This is a genomic window from Mycobacteroides sp. H001, assembly GCF_001440005.1.
GTDB lineage: Bacteria > Actinomycetota > Actinomycetes > Mycobacteriales > Mycobacteriaceae > Mycobacterium > Mycobacterium gwanakae.
Genome location: NZ_LJYH01000025.1, coordinates 213,840 through 232,317, shown reverse-complemented (window position 1 = coordinate 232,317; position 18,478 = coordinate 213,840). Strand labels below are relative to the sequence as shown.

At 65.2% G+C, this 18,478-nt stretch carries 19 protein-coding genes; 15 read left to right on the top strand and 4 right to left on the bottom strand.

The features are described from left to right. The first annotated feature begins 113 nt into the window (after positions 1-113). Together AOT83_RS10105 and AOT83_RS10100 are read left to right on the top strand one after the other, a co-directional pair. Positions 114-1,262: a hypothetical protein gene (locus AOT83_RS10105; protein WP_057965977.1), complete on the top strand. Its 1,149-nt coding sequence runs from the start codon at positions 114-116 to the stop codon at positions 1,260-1,262. Between the two features lie 203 nt (positions 1,263-1,465). Continuing rightward, complete coding sequence (locus AOT83_RS10100; RefSeq protein WP_232785237.1) at positions 1,466-1,876, top strand: hypothetical protein; 411 nt, start codon at positions 1,466-1,468, stop codon at positions 1,874-1,876. A 17-nt stretch (positions 1,877-1,893) separates the two neighbouring features. Here AOT83_RS10100 and AOT83_RS10095 read toward each other — a convergent pair whose 3' ends face one another. Continuing rightward, complete coding sequence (locus tag AOT83_RS10095; protein ID WP_057979800.1) at positions 1,894-2,757, bottom strand: hypothetical protein; 864 nt, start codon at positions 2,755-2,757, stop codon at positions 1,894-1,896. Between the two features lie 418 nt (positions 2,758-3,175). Here AOT83_RS10095 and AOT83_RS10090 point away from each other — a divergent pair, with 418 nt between their 5' ends. The 8 genes from AOT83_RS10090 (at position 3,176) to AOT83_RS10055 (ending at position 12,493) form a co-directional block, all read left to right on the top strand. Beyond that, on the top strand, positions 3,176-4,018 hold the full coding sequence (locus AOT83_RS10090) for a DUF3097 domain-containing protein (protein WP_057965975.1): 843 nt from the start codon (positions 3,176-3,178) through the stop codon (positions 4,016-4,018). 31 nt (positions 4,019-4,049) lie between these two features. Further along, entirely contained in the window at positions 4,050-5,405 is a 1,356-nt protein-coding gene (locus AOT83_RS10085; RefSeq protein ID WP_044103938.1) for a replication-associated recombination protein A, read from the top strand. 78 nt (positions 5,406-5,483) lie between these two features. Next, a complete protein-coding gene (locus AOT83_RS10080) occupies positions 5,484-5,807 on the top strand; it encodes a hypothetical protein (RefSeq protein ID WP_057965974.1) in 324 nt (107 codons plus the stop codon). Between the two features lie 195 nt (positions 5,808-6,002). Then, positions 6,003-8,690 carry an alanine--tRNA ligase gene (gene alaS / locus AOT83_RS10075; RefSeq protein WP_057965973.1) on the top strand — a complete coding sequence of 896 codons (2,688 nt, stop codon included), beginning with the start codon at positions 6,003-6,005 and terminating at the stop codon, positions 8,688-8,690. Positions 8,691-8,695: 5 nt separating this feature from the next. After that, on the top strand, positions 8,696-9,196 hold the full coding sequence (gene ruvX, locus AOT83_RS10070; RefSeq protein ID WP_057965972.1) for a Holliday junction resolvase RuvX: 501 nt from the start codon (positions 8,696-8,698) through the stop codon (positions 9,194-9,196). After that, on the top strand, positions 9,193-10,479 hold the full coding sequence (mltG, locus tag AOT83_RS10065; RefSeq protein WP_057965971.1) for an endolytic transglycosylase MltG: 1,287 nt from the start codon (positions 9,193-9,195) through the stop codon (positions 10,477-10,479). Before ruvX ends, mltG begins: the two co-directional genes overlap by 4 nt. 18 nt (positions 10,480-10,497) lie before the next feature. Continuing rightward, on the top strand, positions 10,498-11,316 hold the full coding sequence (locus AOT83_RS10060) for a shikimate dehydrogenase (RefSeq protein WP_075908515.1): 819 nt from the start codon (positions 10,498-10,500) through the stop codon (positions 11,314-11,316). A gap of 163 nt (positions 11,317-11,479) precedes the next feature. Beyond that, the gene (locus AOT83_RS10055) at positions 11,480-12,493 is read left to right on the top strand and encodes a diiron oxygenase (protein ID WP_057965970.1); all 1,014 of its coding nucleotides are present in this window, start codon (positions 11,480-11,482) and stop codon (positions 12,491-12,493) included. On the opposite strand, the gene AOT83_RS10050 is transcribed toward AOT83_RS10055, so the two are convergent. Continuing rightward, positions 12,476-13,195, bottom strand: coding sequence for a TetR/AcrR family transcriptional regulator (locus tag AOT83_RS10050; RefSeq protein ID WP_030093568.1), 720 nt, complete (start codon positions 13,193-13,195; stop codon positions 12,476-12,478). The genes AOT83_RS10055 and AOT83_RS10050 overlap by 18 nt on opposite strands. A gap of 9 nt (positions 13,196-13,204) precedes the next feature. Further along, on the bottom strand, positions 13,205-13,993 hold the full coding sequence (locus AOT83_RS10045; protein WP_057965969.1) for a methyltransferase domain-containing protein: 789 nt from the start codon (positions 13,991-13,993) through the stop codon (positions 13,205-13,207). Between the two features lie 37 nt (positions 13,994-14,030). Here AOT83_RS10045 and AOT83_RS10040 point away from each other — a divergent pair, with 37 nt between their 5' ends. From AOT83_RS10040 to aroQ, 5 genes are all read left to right on the top strand, one after another. Further along, the gene (locus AOT83_RS10040; RefSeq protein WP_057965968.1) at positions 14,031-14,471 is read left to right on the top strand and encodes an A24 family peptidase; all 441 of its coding nucleotides are present in this window, start codon (positions 14,031-14,033) and stop codon (positions 14,469-14,471) included. 66 nt (positions 14,472-14,537) lie between these two features. Continuing rightward, positions 14,538-15,776 (top strand): chorismate synthase, encoded by a 1,239-nt coding sequence (gene aroC / locus AOT83_RS10035; protein WP_057966041.1) that lies wholly within the window; start codon positions 14,538-14,540, stop codon positions 15,774-15,776. Further along, the gene (locus tag AOT83_RS10030) at positions 15,773-16,420 is read left to right on the top strand and encodes a shikimate kinase (protein WP_030093564.1); all 648 of its coding nucleotides are present in this window, start codon (positions 15,773-15,775) and stop codon (positions 16,418-16,420) included. Before aroC ends, AOT83_RS10030 begins: the two co-directional genes overlap by 4 nt. Beyond that, positions 16,413-17,522: a 3-dehydroquinate synthase gene (gene aroB / locus AOT83_RS10025; RefSeq protein WP_030093563.1), complete on the top strand. Its 1,110-nt coding sequence runs from the start codon at positions 16,413-16,415 to the stop codon at positions 17,520-17,522. The genes AOT83_RS10030 and aroB overlap by 8 nt, the downstream gene beginning before the upstream one ends. Beyond that, positions 17,519-17,953 (top strand): type II 3-dehydroquinate dehydratase, encoded by a 435-nt coding sequence (gene aroQ / locus AOT83_RS10020; RefSeq protein WP_030093562.1) that lies wholly within the window; start codon positions 17,519-17,521, stop codon positions 17,951-17,953. Before aroB ends, aroQ begins: the two co-directional genes overlap by 4 nt. Here the strand turns inward: aroQ and AOT83_RS10015 are convergent. Next, complete coding sequence (locus AOT83_RS10015; protein WP_198530415.1) at positions 17,926-18,450, bottom strand: B-4DMT family transporter; 525 nt, start codon at positions 18,448-18,450, stop codon at positions 17,926-17,928. The genes aroQ and AOT83_RS10015 overlap by 28 nt on opposite strands. Positions 18,451-18,478: the final 28 nt, after the last annotated feature.

Below are 18,478 nucleotides of genomic sequence, written 5' to 3'. Positions count from 1 at the left end.
GAACGCGCAAGGGTGATACCCGCCGCGTTGATCGGCAAATGCGTGGAGGTGAATACCGGGAGGAATGTGTGCCGCCCCACAGTCTTATAAAGACGAGGTAAGGTGAGGCGGTAATGACGACACTATTGGCAGACCCCGTCGCGCAGGTTATCGCCACAGCCGAGGAGTTGCTCTCCAAGCGCGCGGGGGCAACCGTCACGTTGGCTGAACCCGAGGATCTCGGTGGCAGCGGGCCTGCGATCGTCCTTCGGGTCCGCGCGGTGCAGAACCCTTTCGCGTTGCCCAAGTCGATGGTGATCAAGCAGGTCCCCGAAGGCGGATCCGAGGCCGCCGTGCTCCGCGAGGTTGTGTCGTATCAGTTCGCAAACTCCTTGACGGCCAAGCATCGGCCCGGCCCCGAGCTGGTTGCCTACTCGATTGCCGAACGACTCATAGTGCTTACCGATCTGGGTTCCGCGCCGACCATGTCAGAGCTGTTGGCAGAGCGTAATCGTGCCGCGATCAACCATGCGCTGATGGCGTGGGCGCAAGCCCTGGGGCGGATGCACGTAGCCACCGTGGGGCGTGAAGGTGACTTTGCTGCGCTACTCAGGCGCATCGATGTGAAGAAGACCGATGTTGACCCGTCGCAGCAGCGCATCGGTGGGGCGGAGGCCATTGACCCACTGCAGCAGATCCTGAGAAGCGAGTACGCCCTCGAAGTGCCGCCTGCACTGATTTCTCGTTTACAGCAAACAGCTGAGCTTTTCGGAAAGGGCGGCGTTCGCGCCTTCAGCCCCTCCGAGGTCGCCCCCGACAATATCCTCGTCACCGAACATGGTGTCCGGATTCTTGACTACGAATGGGGCGGATTCCGCGACATCGTGCTGGACATCGCCCACGCACTCACCGTCTACCCGGAGTTTCTCGGTGCCGCCGAGCGTGAGGAAGTCGCCGAGCTCGATGATGCGATGACCGAAGCCTGGCGCTCCGATGTGGTGTCGATCGCCCCCGGGCTGGCCGACGACGAGACGCTTGCGCGGCGCCTCCTGGATGCACGACTGATGTGGGTGTGGCTCGCCACGCACGAGTACTTCACCATCGACGTCGATCTCGACGACGACACTGTGGCCTTCGGGAATCCCGCGCCCAGCCATGCCGCGCTGCTGGGGCGATGGGTAGCGCTGCATGCGGCCGCTGAGCGTGTGGGCGACCCTGTTGTCGCCGGTCACGCCACCGACGTCATCGCGGCGCTGCGCGGCGAATCTCTCATGGAGGACTGAGTTCTCAGGGCCTCTGTATGGAGGTAGCGGATATGCCATGTCTTGCTGGGTGAGTCGAGGATTGTTATTTTCTGCGGATGCATAGTCGGCGGGGTTTAGGCATATCCCGTTTTGGCGTGCTTGCACGCCGGTCGAGAAACGCAGAGATCAAAACCGCTGTCGATGGAGTGTTCGCTGTTGCGCCGGCAGGCACATCCTCGCTGATGACGCTCGTCGAGACGTGGGGCCTGCAGCGCGGCAGACCAATTGCGATCGAGGACGGGCGGTTGCCGGTCGGGGTTTTTGGGCAGTGGTTATCTTTCCCGGACCGGGACGTGCTGAAGGTTCGATCAGAGGAGTTGTCGCGAGAGCGGACCATTGCTCATGAACTCGGTCATATGGTCCTAGGTCACCGTGGGCAGGCGATCACCGAGTACGCGACAGCGCACATGGAGGCTGCCTCGATAGATCTGGTGGCCTTCATGCTGCAGCGATCGTGTGACGAAACCCGCGCGTGGCCCGATGAGGAAATCGATGCCGAACGTTTCGCGGGTCTGGTTTTACGCCGTCTGGAACGAGCGGATGCGGCCGGGGAGCCTTCGTCTCGGCGTCGCATTGACGACATATTCTGCTGAATGGTTCTGGCGCTTGGCTATTGAACTGGGCGCCTCGGCATAAATGCATCGGCGAGGACCTGGATCCACTCGGTGTTCGTCAGCTGTGGTGGCGCGTGAAGCCATACGGTGCTCATGCCTAATGGCGATTGTCCATGGATCCAATCAATAACTGCCTGAATATGTTTCGTGCGATTTTCAGGTGGTGAAGAAGCTTCACGTGGCAGATCGCGGTACTGCGCGAGTAGGCTTAGTCCATCCTGAATTTGGCCAATCCATTCCGGTGGCACCGCCGTCAGGCCTACCCGGAACTGCCGGGGCGGAGCCAGCCCGGGGAACAGTTCGATCAATGCATCACGTAAGGGCTGAAGTCGGCGCAGCGTGTGGCGCACCTGGCGGCGTAGCGCTGCGGGGGGCCACGTCAAGGCCGAAATGGCAAGTACCGCACCTGCCGTGATGGCGCTCGTCTGCACGGTTAGCCCACACCATGTCGGAGGTGGATATCCATTCCACTGGAAAAGCTCGGCGCAGATTCCGCGAGTTACGACCGCAATCGCGACCGCACCGCCGGCCGCTCCAAGCAAGCCCAGGCCTTGGCCGGCCGGCGTGTGGTCCATCCGTCGCATCGCGAGCAGGGCGAGATGGGCTAACACGGCGGCGGCAAAGAGGTGGCCGATAAGGGTGGCTGCTAAAAGGCTGAGTGAGTCGCGGCGTGGCTCAGTCAGGTAGGTGAAGAAGTCACTCCCTCCCGGTGTTGATACCGTCGAAACGGTTAACGCTGCAACGGCTACGAACGTAATCGTCGCTCCCGCAACGAGTCTCTGGATCTTCTTCCGACGGATCGGGCGATCGGCCTGACCGCATGCCTCAACCACAAGCACCCAGGCGCTCGCCGACGCCACGACACCGATCCCTCCCGCGGCGTGAAAGGCCTGTGCTTGCGGCGATAACGCCGCCCATATTGGTTCGATATCGCACAGCGCCCACGGCCATATGGACACTGCAAAAATCGCACTTGCCGCTAACGCGAGTGATGGTCTACCTGTCCACCATCGCCACCCGCGGTACAGAACAGCTGGTGCGGCAAAGGCAAGGACCAGAAGTTCCACCGCTTGGCAGTGATCCCAAAACCAACGCGCAGCCATCTCGTGCACTATGAATCAGCAAATGAAGAATGTCCACCGAAAGTTGCCTTTAAACGGTGTACGCCGCACGACTTGCTGGTGCTCTCCGCCGTGCGCCCGCCGGTCCTGGTCACGGTCTAATCACGCGGGCGAGTCGTAACGCACTGGGATCTCGACGCGTTCCTACGATCGCCGGGTGGCTGATCGCTATGGCACCGACATCTTGTCCAACAACCCGCACGCTCCGCGGCGTCCGCAATCCACCGAGGTCGCGGCGATAAAAGGCTTGGTCGTGGAGGATGCCCAGACGGGTTTTGTGGGGGCGGTGGTGCGCATCGAGTACGGCCGGATGGACTTGGAGGACCGGCACGGGCGTGTTCGCGGCTTCCCGGTAGGTCCTGGATATCTCATCGACGGTAAGCCGGTGATTCTCAAGGAGCCGTTGCGGCACACCCCCACCAAGGCAACCCGGAGCGCGTCGGGATCGGTTGCGGTTCACGGGCTCAAGGCGCGCACGGCGTTGGCCAGCCGGATCTACGTCGAGGGTCGTCACGACGCCGAGCTCGTCGAACAGGTGTGGGGTCATGACTTGCGCGTTGAAGGCGTGGTCGTCGAATACCTCGGCGGGGTGGATGACTTGGCCGCCATCGTGAAGGAATTCCAGCCGGGGCCGGGCCGTCGACTCGGCGTTCTGGTCGACCACCTCGTGAAGGGGTCGAAGGAGTCACGTATCGCCGAAACGGTACAAAAGGGTCCCTATGGCGAGCACACCCTGGTGGTGGGGCATCCGTTCGTCGACATCTGGCAGGCGGTCAAGCCCGCGCGGATCGGACTGCATGCCTGGCCCAGCGTGCCGCGGGACATCGAGTGGAAACACGGCATCTGCCAGGCGCTTGGCTGGCCGCACGGCAGCCAGACCGAGATCGCCGAGGCATGGCGGCGGATCCGCGGCAAGGTGCGCACCTGGACCGACCTGGAGCCGGCCCTGATCGGCCGTGTTGAGGAGCTGATCGATTTCGTGACCCAACCGGCGGGCTGAACCCGTCGGCCCGACGTGGTAAGCCTGAGACGTGTCAGACAGCCTGTTCGACGTGCCCGGGGGCGCTTTCGAGTCGGCCCCGGCGGATGCCGGGGTGCCGCCCAACGCGCCCCTGGCTGTCCGAATGCGTCCCGCCACGCTCGATGAAGTGGTGGGGCAGGGGCACCTGCTCAAACAGGGTTCGCCGTTGCGCCGCCTTGTCGACGGCTCGGGTGCGGCCTCGGTCATCCTGTACGGACCTCCGGGCACGGGGAAAACCACTCTCGCATCCTTGATTTCGGGTGCCACCGGGCGCCGGTTCGAGGCGTTGTCCGCTTTGTCCGCCGGCGTCAAAGAGGTGCGGGCCGTCATCGATGATGCACGCCGCGCGGCCGTTCACGGCCGCCAGACGGTGCTCTTCATCGACGAGGTGCACCGGTTCTCCAAGACGCAACAAGACGCTCTGCTTGCGGCCGTGGAGAACCGGGTGGTGCTGTTGGTGGCCGCTACCACCGAGAATCCCTCCTTCTCCGTGGTGGCGCCGCTGCTGTCGCGCTCGCTGATCCTTCAGCTGCAGCCATTGGGCGACAACGATATTCGGGAAGTGCTTACGCGTGCGATCGCCGATGAACGTGGACTCGGCGGCGTGGTGGCCGTCGATCCCGAGGCGCTGAGTCTGCTGGCGCAACTCGCCGCGGGCGACGCACGACGCGCGCTGACTGCGCTGGAGGTCGCCGCGGAGACCGCGGGAGGAGCGGGCGGCACCGTGACCGTCGAGGTGGTGGAGCAGTCGGTGGACCGCGCTGCCGTGCGCTACGACCGCGACGGCGATCAGCATTACGACGTGGTGAGTGCCTTCATCAAATCCATCCGCGGGTCAGACGTGGATGCCGCGCTGCACTATCTGGCGCGGATGCTGATCGCGGGGGAGGACCCGCGCTTCATCGCCCGGCGACTGATGATCCTGGCCAGCGAGGACGTCGGGATGGCCGATCCCACCGCATTGCCGGTGGCGGTGGCGGCGGCCCAGACGGTCCAGCTGATCGGGATGCCGGAGGCGCAGCTGACGTTGACTCACGCCACCATTCACCTCGCAACCGCGCCCAAGTCGGGTGCGGTGCCCGCGGCGCTGGGGGCGGCGATGGGTGACATCCGCGCGGGCAAGGCCGGGCTGGTGCCGCCTCATCTGCGTGACGGCCATTACAGCGGGGCGGCCAAACTCGGCAACGCCGTCGGCTACGTGTACCCGCATAACGACCGCGACGGGGTGGTGGCACAGCAGTATCCGCCCGATGAGTTGGTCGGCACCGATTACTACCAGCCCACCGATCACGGCACCGAGCGTGACATCGGATCGCGGCTGGACAAGCTGCGCGCCATCATCCGGCGTGGGCTGAAAAGGCCCTGAGTTCTGATCGAGTGTGCGGATTCTGTCGGTTCTGGCCAGAAAACCGACACAAATCGCACACTCGGCATACTGAACGGCATGGCGTTACGTATGCGGGTGGCCGCGGGCGTACTACTGGCATCGCTCGCTGTGATGGCAGCGCCCGCCGTGGCGTGGGCAGACCCGGAACCCGAACCGGGCCCCGAGCCAATCCTCGAAGATCCAGGCCCGCCGCCACCCGCACCGGTTGATCCGTGGGTGGAGCAGTACGGCCGCGACGTGGGCGCGGGCGCCGCCGGTAATGCCGCCGAGGCAGGAGCCGGCATCCTGTTGAGCCCGTTCCTGGGACCGTTCACCGGGCTGGCAACCGCGCCGATCGGCGGAGCCGTCGACAGCTCGATCCGCGACGCTCCGTACGGCTAGAGCCGGACCGCGATTGCTGTGAGGCAAGCCGGAGCCCGTCTGTCCATGTGAAGGGACTGTTTGCGGTTAGCTCGGTGAATTGTGACGGAGCAGATACCTGGTGGCGGTCCCTGGTGACCTTGGCGTATACCGGCGGTAGGTGGACACACCGGTAGGGTGGTCCGGTCAGATTCCCCAGCTACACGCAAGGACGACATGCAGACACACGAGATCCGGAAGCGATTCCTGGACCACTTCGTGAAGGCCGGTCACACCGAGGTACCGAGCGCTTCGGTGATCCTCGACGACCCCAACCTGCTGTTCGTCAACGCCGGCATGGTCCAGTTCGTACCGTTCTTCCTGGGGCAGCGCACGCCGCCGTACAACACGGCCACCAGTGTCCAGAAGTGCATTCGCACCCCGGACATCGATGAGGTGGGCATCACCACCCGGCACAACACGTTCTTCCAGATGGCCGGGAACTTCTCCTTCGGCGACTACTTCAAGAGCGAGGCGATCCGGCTTGCCTGGACGCTGTTGACCAACCCACTGTCCGAAGGTGGTTACGGCTTCGACCCGGAGAGGCTGTGGGCCACCGTCTATCTCGACGACGACGAGGCCATCGGGCTGTGGCAGGACATCGCCGGGCTGCCGCTGGACCGGATCCAGCGCCGCGGCATGGCCGACAACTACTGGTCCATGGGCATTCCCGGCCCCTGCGGTCCGTGCTCGGAGATCTACTACGACCGCGGCCCCGAGTACGGCGTCGAAGGCGGCCCGGAGGCCAACGAGGACCGCTACATCGAGATCTGGAATCTCGTGTTCATGCAGAATGAGCGCGGCGAGGGGACCTCCAAGACCGACTTCGAGATACTCGGCCCGCTGCCGCGCCAGAACATCGACACCGGCATGGGTGTCGAGCGCATCGCGTGTCTGCTGCAGGGTGTCGACAACGTCTACGAGACCGACCTGGTGCGCCCGGTCATCGACTGTGTGGCAGCGGTTGCCCCGCGCGGCTACGGGCAGGGCAGTCATGAGGACGACGTGCGCTACCGCGTCATCGGCGACCACGCCCGCACGGCGGCGATCATCATCGGCGACGGGGTCAGCCCCGGCAATGAAGGCCGCGGCTATGTGCTGCGCCGCCTGCTGCGCCGGATCATCCGCTCCACCAAGTTGCTTGGCGTCGAAAAGCCCATGATGGGTGAGCTGATGGCCGTGGTGCGTGACGAGATGGGCCCCTCGTACCCCGAGCTGGTAACCGACTTCGAACGCATCAGCAGAATCGCCGTTGCCGAGGAGACCGCGTTCAACCGGACCCTGGCCTCCGGTTCGAAGCTGTTCGAGGAAGCCGCGGACAAGACGAAAACGGCAGGAAAAAGCACGCTTTCGGGTAGCGACGCGTTCACCCTGCACGACACCTACGGATTCCCCATCGAGCTCACCCTCGAAATGGCCGCCGAGGCCGGGCTTTCGGTGGACGAGAACGGCTTCCGTGAGCTGATGAACGAGCAGCGGCAGCGTGCCAAGGCCGATGCCGCCGCACGCAAGCATGCCCACGCGGACCTGACGGCATACCGCGAACTCGTGGACGCGGGCCCCACGGAATTCACCGGGTTCGACGAATTGGATTCGCAGGCCACGATTCTGGGCATCTTTGTCGACGGCGCCCGGGTGCCGGTCGCCTCGGCGGGCGCCGAGGCGGAAATCGTATTGGACCGCACCCCGCTCTACGCGGAATCGGGTGGCCAGATCGCCGACGTCGGATCCATTCGCGGCGACGGGACCAACGCAACATCGCAGGCGAAGGTCTCCGATGTTCAGAAGATCGCCAAAACCCTCTTCGTGCACAAGGTCACGGTGGAGTCCGGTGAGTTCGTCGAGGGTGACCAGGTGGTGGCCTCGGTGGATCCGCAGTGGCGCCACGGCGCCACTCAGGGTCACTCGGGCACGCACATGGTGCACGCCGCGCTGCGGCAAGTACTGGGGCCCAATGCCGTTCAGGCAGGCTCGCTGAACCGGCCCGGATACCTGCGTTTCGACTTCAGCTGGCAGGGAGCGCTCTCGGAGGCGCAGCGGCAAGAGGTCGAGGACGTCGCCAACAAGGCGGTCGAGGCCAACTACCCCGTCAACACCTTCATCACCGATCTGGACAAGGCCAAGGCCATGGGCGCGATGGCGCTGTTCGGTGAGAACTACGGGGACAACGTGCGCGTTGTCGACATCGGCGGCCCGTTCTCGCTCGAATTGTGCGGTGGCACGCACGTGGCCAGCTCCTCCCAGATCGGACCCGTGACGCTGCTGGGAGAGTCTTCGGTGGGCTCGGGTGTGCGCCGGGTGGAGGCCTATGTCGGCCTGGACGCGTTCCGGTACCTCTCGAAGGAACGTGCCTTGATGGCTGCGCTGTCCTCAAGCCTGAAGGTGCCCTCCGAGGAGGTTCCCGGCCGGGTCGCCACTTTGGTGGAGCGCCTGAAGGTGGCCGAAAAGGAGCTGGAGCAAACACGTTTGGCCTCGGTGAAGGCCTCCATCTCGACATTGGTGGACAACGCGGAACGCCTGAGCACTTCGGCCGGCACCGTCACCGTGGTGGCGCATCGGCTGCCCGACGGAACCGGCGCCGGTGACCTGCGCAGCCTGATCGGAGACATTCGGGGTCGGCTCGGCAGTGACCCCGCGGTGGTCGCGCTGATCGCGGCGGGCGAGGGCTCGGTGCCCTTCGTGGTGTCGGTCAACCAGGCCGCACAAGATGCGGGGCTGCGTGCCAACGACCTCGTGGGTGCCATCGGATCGGCCGTGGACGGTCGAGGCGGCGGTAAGTCCGACACGGCACAGGGTTCCGGTAAGGACCCCTCCGGCATTGACGCGGCACTGCGGTCGCTGCGTGAACAGATCCGCCAGGCCTGAACCGAGTGCCCGATAGCGAAGCTCCTGCCCCTGATCGTCCAGGCCCGGATGATCCGGGCCGAGGCCGTCGTCTCGGCGTGGATGTAGGCACCGTCAGAATCGGGGTCGCATCGTGCGACCCCGACGGAATTCTTGCCACCCCGGTCGAAACGGTCGCGCGGGATAACAAGGAAGACAGTGATTTTCGCCGAATCGTGGAATTGGTCGAGGAGCTGAGCGTGGTAGAGGTCGTTGTCGGCTTGCCACGTAACCTGCGCGAAGGTACGGGGGCCTCGGCGCTCGATGCCGCCGGGTTCGCCCGCGAGCTGAGTGAGCGAATCGCGCCCGTGCCGGTGCGCTTAGTAGACGAGCGTTTCACTACTACTACCGCCCAGCGTTCCCTGCGTGAGGCAGGAGTACGGTCTCGTCAGCAGCGCGGCATCATCGACCAGGCGGCAGCGGTGGCCATTCTGCAGGATTGGCTTGAGCAGCGTCGCCGGTGCGGCAGTGAAGGGGGCACGCGTTGAGCGACTGGCGCGATTGGGACGATCGCCAGGAGCCCGACGACGACTGGGGAGGCGGTCGCCGGGCCGTCCCGGTGGCGGTGGGTCCGCGTCCTCGCGAGACCCGTCGCGAACGGGCGCGCCGCAGGGCTGCGGCGCGGCGTCGCCGTAACGCCGGACTGGCGGGTCTCGCGCTGGTTGTCATCATCACCGTCGCCGCCGTTGTCGGCGGAGCCAAGCTGTGGGACAGCCTCTTCGGTGCCGACGCCCCCGTCACCGATTACTCGGGCTCCGGGGTCAAGGACTTCGTGTTCGAGGTGCATCGCGGCGACACCACCAAGGTCATCGGACAGCGGCTGAAGGACGAGGGAGTGGTGGCCACTCCGAGTGCGTTCACCGATGCCGCGCAAGGCAATCAGGCCATCGCCGCGATCCAGCCCGGCTTCTACAAGCTGCGCACCAAGATTCCCGGCAAGGACGCCGTCGCGCGTCTGGCCGAACAAGACAACCGCGTCGGTCTGCTCGTCATCCCGGAGGGCCGTCAGCTCGATGACGTCTCCGCGGTGGCCAATGGCGCGGTTACCGAAGGCATCTTCACCCTCATCGCGCGTGCTTCGTGTGTGGATCTGGACGGGGACAAGCATTGCGTGGCCGCTTCGGACTTGCGGCAGGCCGCCACGACGGCATCGCAGGCCGAGCTGTCGGTCCCGCAGTGGGCGTCCAACGGAGTCAACGCCGTGCGCGACGACCACCGCCGCATCGAGGGGCTGATCGCCGCCGGGCGGTGGGACTTCGACCCGATGGCCGAGCCGGAGCAGATTCTGGCCTCCCTCATCCGCGAGAGCAGCGACCAGTACCAGCAGCTGGGGTTGCTGCAGGCCGATGCGGCCGGATTGTCGCCCTACGAAGTGCTGGTGGTGGCCTCGCTGCTACAGCGGGAGGCCAAACCCCGCGACTTCGCGAAGGTGGCGCGGGTGGTCTACAACCGGCTGGCCAAGCATCAGAAGCTGGAATTCGACTCCACGGTGAACTACCCGTTGGACCGCCAGGAAGTCGCGACCACCGATGACGACCGCGAACGCAAGACACTCTGGAATACCTATGTGTCGCAGGGGCTTCCGGCTACCCCGATTTCTTCGCCGAGCCCCGAGGCGCTTCAGGCGGCCGAGCATCCGGAGCCGGGGGACTGGCTGTACTTCGTCACGATCGACGCCGAGGGCACCACGTTGTTCACCGCCGACTACAACGAGCATTTGGCCAACATCGAGCTGGCTAAGAAGAACGGCATTCTGGACAGTGCGCGATGAGCCTCCCGGGCGTAGAGCATGAGCGCGGCTGAGGTTCGCCGCGCCGCGGTGCTCGGCTCACCGATAGGGCATTCACGCTCACCCGATCTACACCTGGCCGCCTATCGCGCGCTGGGGCTCACCGGCTGGACGTACGAACGCATCGAGTGCACGGCTGAGCAGCTGCCCGATGTGGTGGGCGGTGCCGGGCCCGATTGGGTGGGTTTCTCGGTGACGATGCCCGGCAAGTTCGCCGCCTTGGAATCGGCGTCGAGCTGCACCGAACGTGCGCGGCTGATCGGTGCCGCCAACACCCTGGTGCGTACCGATGACGGTTGGCATGCCGACAACACCGACGTCGATGGCGTATCCGGAGCACTGCGCGGTGCGGGAATCGAACCCGCGGAGCGTGCGGCGGTGATCGTCGGCGCCGGCGGTACCGCGCGGCCGGCCATCGTGGCACTGGCGGCAATGGGTATCACGTCCCTGACGGTGGTGGCTCGGGATGCGACCCGGGCGCACGGAGCTCTGGAGCTGGCGCAGCGAGTGGGCCTGCCGGCCTCGGTGATTGGTTTCGGGGACGCCGCGCTGTCCTCGGTGTGCGCATCGTCCGGCGTGCTGGTGAGCACCGTGCCCGCGGAGGCGGCGGCACCCTATTCGGATTCCCTGGCGGCGGCTCCGGCGATTCTCGACGTTATCTATCACCCCTGGCCCACCGAGCTGGCGGCTAAGGCACACGATCGGGGGTCGGCGGTCGTCGGCGGTTTGGAGATGCTGCTCAACCAGGCGTTCACCCAGGTAGAGCTGTTCACCGGGCAGCCCGCACCACGTGCGGCGATGGCCTCCGCCCTGCGCTGAGCACCCGATAACCCGGCGTTGGCGGCCGCTGGCAGTCGGGCAAATTCAGCCTCACGAGTAGAGGCGACCTGCGGGAATCAAATTTATGGGACTTTTGGTCCCATCAGATGTTGCATGGGATGCCGCGTCCCAGTAAATTGGTAGGCAATTCGAGGAGGAAGCAATGCCGCTTTACACCGTCCCCGGGCCGAGCGATTTCGACGCGGAGTACCTGCAGACACTGCACACGCTGTCCGAAGGCTCGGTGCGTCTGCACTTCGATCCCTTCACGGACATCGACTGGGATGCGCCCGATTACCAGATCGACCGCAACGACCCCCGCTGGGTGCTGAACCCCGAGCTGGACACCCTCGGTGCCACCCAGTGGTACCGGGATCTGCCCCTCGACCGTCAAATCGAGATCGGCCGCTGGCGGCTGGCCAACAGCGTCAAGGTCGGACTCGCCTTCGAGAGCATCCTGATCCGCGGCATGATGCAGTACCTCATGAAGCTGCCGAACGGCTCGCCGGAGTTCCGCTACTGCCTCCACGAGATGACCGAGGAGTGCAACCACATCCAGATGTTCCAGGAACTCGTCAACCGCATCGGTGACGATGTCCCGGGCATGCGCAAGTGGTTCCGCAGACTGTCGCCGATTATCGGCGTAGCGGGCGGCTGGGCGCACGTGGTGCTCTTCATCGGCATTCTCGGCGGCGAAGAGCCCATCGACCACTACCAGAAATCGTTGATCCGCAAGGACGTCGACCTGCCGCCCGCCGTCCGGCGCACCATGGAAATCCACGTGGCCGAAGAGGCGCGGCACATCTCCTTCGCCGGTGAGTTCCTGCGCGTACATATGCCGCTGATGAGTGCGCGCAAGCGCGCACTGTGCACCCTGCTGTTCCCGGTCGTCATGAAGCTGCTGGCGAACGAGATCATGATTCCGCCACGGAGCTTCGCCGCCGAGTTCGGCATCCCGCGTGAGGTTTTCAAGCAGGCCTTCTGGCGCAGCGAGCACGCGCGTCACACGCTTGCCGAGTACTTCGGAGACATGCGCAAGCTGACTGAAGACATCGGAATGCGGCCGTGGTGGGTGCGCCCGCTGTGGAAGGTGCTGCACATCGACGGCCGTCCGTCGCGGTACCGCAGCGAGCCCGACCGCTCGCCCGCGGGCGCGCCGCTAGCGGTTGGCGCCTGACAATTCGGCGATAGCCGCCATCAGCTCGGTCTGCGGGTCCAGCGACACGCCCATCGAACGCCCGGCCCCGTCCAGCACGTACCAGACGTAGTTCGCCAGATCCTCGACGATCTCGGTGCGGCTGCGCACGGGGTCGGTTTCCCGCAACCACCGGGAGAGGGTTCCTTCGACCATCGTCACCACCGCGTAGGTGACCGATTCGAAGGGGCTGTAGTCGATTCCGAGTAACTCGGTGATCGGGATCAGGACCCCCCGGACACGCTGCTCCATGCGCACCTTGACCGTACTGACCGCATCGACGGCGGGATCCTCGTCGGTGGTGCCGGAGCCCATGAACTCATAGCGATGGGGGTAATCGGTCATCCAATCCAGCACCGCCCGAATGGTTCTGGTGGCAATGTCGTTGATGGAACCTCTGGTGACATCGAGCTGCGACGAAATTGTCGTATCGAAGTCCTCCATCAGATACGAACGAATGCGCCGATCGAGGTCCTCGCGTCCCTCGAACTGCCGGTACACCACAGACTTGGCCAGCTCGGCCCGCTTGGCGATCGACTGCACGGGAATCTCGGTGCCGGGCGGTGTTTCATCGAGCAGCGCGACGGCAGACTCCACGATGCGGGTCTGGCGGGCGGAGTTGTGCCGTTCCCAACGTGCCTCGTGCCCAGTGAGTGAGCGTTCCTTGGCATTGGTATCCGGCACCGCCTGATTCTATCGACCCACTTCCGGCTTGGATGCCACACAGAAGATTCGGCGGAATCCGAAGGGAGTCACCTCGCCGGAGCGTGGATAAGCCTGGCGCAGCAGTCCGGCGTACTCCGACTCGAACTCGGCGAATTCGTCGGCTGATAGTGCCGACACGACCGGCCGCAGCCCCGTGCCATGCACCCATCGCAGCACCGGATCCTCGCCCGCCAGCAGGTGCACGTATGTCGTTTCCCAGGCGTCCGGAACCAGACCGGCGGAAATGGCCAGGCGCGCATAACCTTCGGCTCCGTCCGTGCTCTCGGTTCCACGCAGCACACCGTCCAATCGAGATAGCCAGCGTGGCGATTCGGCCACCTGGCGCATCAGCGCATGCGAGGGTGCTCCGAAGTTGCCCGGAACCTGAAAGGCCAGATATCCACCCGGATTGAGCTGCCCAGCCCATCCGGAGATGAGCTCGCGGTGCTGTGGAAGCCATTGCAAGGCCGCATTGGTGAACAGTACGTCCACGCCGTCGGCCTGGAAGTCCGCGATATCGCCTTGCTCCAGACGCAGATTGGCGGGCAGGTCAGCGGGTGCGGTGGCCAGCAGCTCGGCGGAGGAATCCAGTCCCAGCACCGATGCGCCGGGCCACCGGCGGGCCAATTCGACGGTCAATATTCCACTGGCGCAACCCAAGTCAACGACAGTGCGCGGAGTAGAGGCCGGTATCCGGGACAGCAATTCGTAGAACGGGCGACTGCGTTCGTCTCCGAATCGGCTGTATTCCTGCGGGCTCCACGATGTCTTCGTCACTACTCCGAATCTAGCCGCGCGGCGCTACATTCCCCACATGATTTACGGGGTGGGAGCGGCGGTGCTGTGCTGGATGGCGACGCTGTCATATTTCGACATCAGGTACCGCAGGCTGCCGAACTGGCTCACGCTGCCCGCAGCCGCCGGGATCGTCACGGTGGCAATGCTCGACCGCGATCCACCGATGTTGGCCGGCGCGGTGGCGTTGACGATCGTGTATCTGGCCACACATCTGCTCTCGCCGCACGCGATGGGCGCAGGGGACGTGAAGCTCGCCTTCGGCACCGGGGGATTGTCGGGGGCGTTCGGAGTGGACACGTGGTTCCTGGCGGCAATCGGTGCGCCGCTGTTGACCGGCCTGTTCGGTGTGCTGCTCATGGCCTGCGGGCGCCGGGGAGTTTCGGTTCCACACGGACCGTCGATGTGTCTGGCTACGGCGTTAGCGACCGGGCTGACGGTCCTCGCACCGGGCATCTGACAAAGAACCATCCACTGTCCCGATCGATTTGGAAGACCGGCCTGCCCGCATGGGACAATGGTGCACGTGTTGCGCTGGATCACGGCAGGTGAATCGCATGGACGCGCGTTGGTCGCGGTCCTGGAAGGAATGGTCGCCGGTGTCGAACTGACATCGGAGGACATCGGTAGGCAGCTGGCGCGTCGCCGCCTGGGCTACGGCCGGGGTGCGCGGATGGCTTTCGAGGCCGATCAGGTCACCGTGCTTGGCGGCGTGCGCCACGGGCTGACCTTGGGCGGTCCGGTTGCCATCGAGGTCGGCAACACCGAATGGCCCAAGTGGGAGACCGTGATGTCTCCGGACCCCGTGGACCCCGCCGAGCTGGAGAACATCGCGCGTAACGCGCCGCTGACCCGGCCCCGTCCCGGGCACGCCGACTACGCAGGCATGCTCAAGTACGGATTCGATGACGCCCGCCCGGTGCTCGAGCGGGCCAGTGCGCGCGAGACCGCTGCGCGTGTGGCGGTGGGCACCCTTGCCAAGGCCTTCCTGAAGCAGGCTCTGGGAGTCGATGTCATTTCGCACGTCATCTCCATCGGCGACTCCGAGCCCTACGAAGGTCCGGTTCCGGGTGCCGCGGATCTGGCCGCCATCGACGCCAGCCCGGTGCGGGCGTTCGACGCACAAGCCGAACAGTCCATGATCACCGAGATCGAGGCCGCCAAGAAGGACGGCGACACCCTCGGCGGCGTGGTCGAGGTGGTGGTCGCCGGTCTGCCTGTCGGACTCGGCTCGTTCATCAGTGGAAACGACCGGCTGGACAGCCAACTGGCGGCGGCGATCATGGGCATCCAGGCGATCAAGGGTGTCGAGATCGGTGACGGTTTCACTACCGCGCGCCGACGCGGCAGCGCCGCACACGACGAGATTTACCCGGGTCCCGACGGCATTCTGCGCTCCACCAATCGCGCCGGCGGGCTGGAAGGTGGCATGACCAACGGTCAGCCGCTGCGAGTGCGGGCGGCGATGAAGCCCATCTCGACCGTTCCGCGGGCGTTGGCGACCGTGGACATGTCCACCGGCGACGAGGCCGTCGCAATTCACCAGCGTTCCGACGTGTGTGCGGTCCCTGCCGCGGGCGTGGTCGCCGAGGCAATGGTCGCGCTGGTAGTGGCCCGTGCCGCACTGGAAAAGTTCGGTGGAGACTCACTGTCCGAGACGAAGACCAACGTCGGTGGGTACCTGGACGCGGTGGCGCAGCGGGAGCCGCGCCGAGAATCTTCCGATGAGCAGCCTGCGCGAAGAGCGGCTAACACAGCGGGATGAGCCCCAAAGCCGTCCTTGTCGGACTGCCCGGATCGGGTAAGTCCACCATCGGCCGTCGGCTGGCAAAAGCGTTGAACGTCAACGTCTATGACACCGACATCGGCATCGAGGCACAGGCCGGCCGCACCATCGCCGACATCTTCGCCACCGACGGGGAGCCGGAATTCCGGCGTATCGAAGAATCGGTGATTCGGCAGGCGCTTGATCAGCAGGATGGGGTGGTCTCGCTCGGCGGTGGCGCCGTGCTCACTCCAGGCGTCCGGGAAGCACTCAGCGGGCACACCGTCGTGTACCTGGAAATCAGTGCCGCGGAAGGAATTCGGCGCACCGGGGGAAGTGTGGTGCGTCCGCTGCTGGCGGGGCCGGACCGCGCCGAGAAGTACCACGCCCTCATCTCGCAGCGAGTTCCGCTGTACCGAGAGGTCGCCACCATCAAGGTCAACACCGACAGGCGAAATCCCGGCGCAGTGGTCCGGACCATCGTGTCCCGGTTGGAGAACCCCGAGGCGGGCACCACAGCTTCTTCACGGCGGCGACGCCCCCGACGGCGTCCCCGATCGCGGCGCCGTACCTCCGGCACGCCCGCGGCGACCAAGAGCGATACTCCCGGAACCGACACTAAAGGAAGAGCCGACAATGACTAGCGCCGAGCCGACGACGATCACCGTCGAGGTGAACCCGCCCTACCCGGTTATCGTGGGAACGGGTCTATTGGGTGAGTTGGTGGGCGCGCTCAAAGGTTCCGACAAGGTGGCGATACTGCATCAGCCCACCCTCGCGGCCACCGCCGAGGAAATTCGGAAGACCCTGGCCGACACAGGAATCGATGCGCATCGTGTCGAGATTCCCGACGCCGAGGCAGGCAAGGATCTGGCCGTGCTCGGATTCATCTGGGAGGTACTCGGCCGCATCGGCATAGGGCGCAAAGACGCCGTCGTCAGCCTGGGGGGAGGGGCCGCTACCGATACCGCCGGTTTCGCCGCCGCCACGTGGTTGCGCGGCGTGAAGGTGGTGCACGTACCCACCACGCTGCTCGCGATGGTCGATGCCGCGGTCGGCGGTAAGACGGGCATCAACACCGAGGCGGGCAAGAACCTCGTCGGCGCATTTCACCAGCCGGGGGCGGTGCTGGTGGACCTGGCGACCCTCGACTCGTTGCCGCGCAACGAAATCGTCGCAGGTATGGCCGAAGTGGTGAAGGCAGGATTCATCGCCGATCCGGTCATCCTCGAGCTCATCGAGGCCGACCCGGAGGCTGCGATCGATCCGTCCAAACCGGTGTTGCGCGAGCTCATCGAACGCTCCATCGCGGTCAAGGCCAAGGTGGTGGCCGCCGACGAGAAAGAAGCCGAGCTACGCGAGATCCTCAACTACGGCCACACCCTCGGTCATGCGATCGAGCGGCGCGAGCGGTACCGGTGGCGCCACGGTGCCGCCGTGTCGGTCGGTCTGGTCTTCGCAGCCGAACTGGGGCGCTTGGCCGGACGTCTGGACGACGAGACCGCCGATCGCCACGCGCGAGTGCTCTCGGCACTCGGGCTGCCGACACGTTACGACGCCGACGCGCTGGGACAGCTCGTCGAATCGATGCAGGGCGATAAGAAGACCCGCTCGGGCATACTGCGATTCGTGGTGCTTGACGGGTTGGCCAAGCCGGGACGACTGGAAGGCCCCGACCCGTCACTGCTGGCCGCCGCGTACTCGGTGGTGGCAGGTCCGACCACTGGTGAGGGAGTGATGTTGTGACGATCCAGGTTCTCAACGGCCCCAATCTCGGCCGTCTGGGTAAACGGGAGGCCGCCGTCTACGGCAGCGTCACCTACGAGGAGCTGGTGTCACTCGTTGGGTCCGAAGCGGACTCGTTGGGTGTGGATGTCCAGGTGCGGCAGACCGACAGCGAAGCCGAATTGCTCGGCTGGATTCACGATGCCGCGGACGCCAAGGATCCGGTGATCCTGAATGCGGGCGCGTTCACCCACACGTCGGTTGCGCTACGGGATGCGTGTGCCGAATTGACGGCCGGATTGATCGAGGTGCACATCTCGAATGTGTATGCACGCGAGGAGTTTCGGCACAAGTCGTACCTCAGTGCGTTGGCCACTGGGGTGATTGTCGGGCTCGGCGTGCAGGGATACCTGCTGGCGCTGCGCTACTTCGTGACGTCCACTTCGTCCTGAACCGACTGGAACACGTCGGTATCCGACTGCTGTAGCGCGGCGTGCTCCTTTTCCTTGCGGTCCACTAGCAGTCGGCCCGCGAATACGCCGACCATGGCGGGTCCGAACACCAGCAGCGCCACGAATGCCGCGGTGGTGGTGAGCTCCGCCAGGACGCCCGCCGCGTAGATTCCCTCGTTGAACAGACTGATCAGCCAGATCACCAGGCCGCTGACGGCGCCGGCGAAGATGCCGCCCAGCAGCCACCACATCGCCAGATCTTCACGGCGGTCAGGATCGGGGTTGCGCCGGGCATCGCCGCGGCCGTCGGTGACCGCCCAGACCACCACCGCCGCGACGAACACCAGAACCAGCGTGATGTTGATGAGGGTGCCGTGGGTCTCCCAGACGCTGATGGCCAGACCCTGTATCACGCGGATCAGCACCATAAAGACGGCGAAGACGGCGCCACGGGTAAGCCATTGCGCGGTCATGGAACGTGTTCCAGCTTCGGGCATGGGCCCAGCGTATCGCGGTAGCGTCGAC

Bases quoted from the DNA above. Each gene is read 5' to 3' on its own strand.
- AOT83_RS10100 (WP_232785237.1), top strand. From the start codon at position 1,466: ATGACGCTCGTCGAGACGTGGGGCCTGCAGCGCGGCAGACCAATTGCG.
- AOT83_RS10060 (WP_075908515.1), top strand. From the start codon at position 10,498: ATGAGCGCGGCTGAGGTTCGCCGCGCCGCGGTGCTCGGCTCACCGATA.
- aroB (WP_030093563.1), top strand. From the start codon at position 16,413: ATGACTAGCGCCGAGCCGACGACGATCACCGTCGAGGTGAACCCGCCC.
- AOT83_RS10080 (WP_057965974.1), top strand. From the start codon at position 5,484: ATGGCGTTACGTATGCGGGTGGCCGCGGGCGTACTACTGGCATCGCTC.
- AOT83_RS10055 (WP_057965970.1), top strand. From the start codon at position 11,480: ATGCCGCTTTACACCGTCCCCGGGCCGAGCGATTTCGACGCGGAGTAC.
- AOT83_RS10040 (WP_057965968.1), top strand. From the start codon at position 14,031: ATGATTTACGGGGTGGGAGCGGCGGTGCTGTGCTGGATGGCGACGCTG.
- AOT83_RS10105 (WP_057965977.1), top strand. From the start codon at position 114: ATGACGACACTATTGGCAGACCCCGTCGCGCAGGTTATCGCCACAGCC.
- AOT83_RS10015 (WP_198530415.1), bottom strand. From the start codon at position 18,450: ATGCCCGAAGCTGGAACACGTTCCATGACCGCGCAATGGCTTACCCGT.
- AOT83_RS10030 (WP_030093564.1), top strand. From the start codon at position 15,773: ATGAGCCCCAAAGCCGTCCTTGTCGGACTGCCCGGATCGGGTAAGTCC.
- alaS (WP_057965973.1), top strand. From the start codon at position 6,003: ATGCAGACACACGAGATCCGGAAGCGATTCCTGGACCACTTCGTGAAG.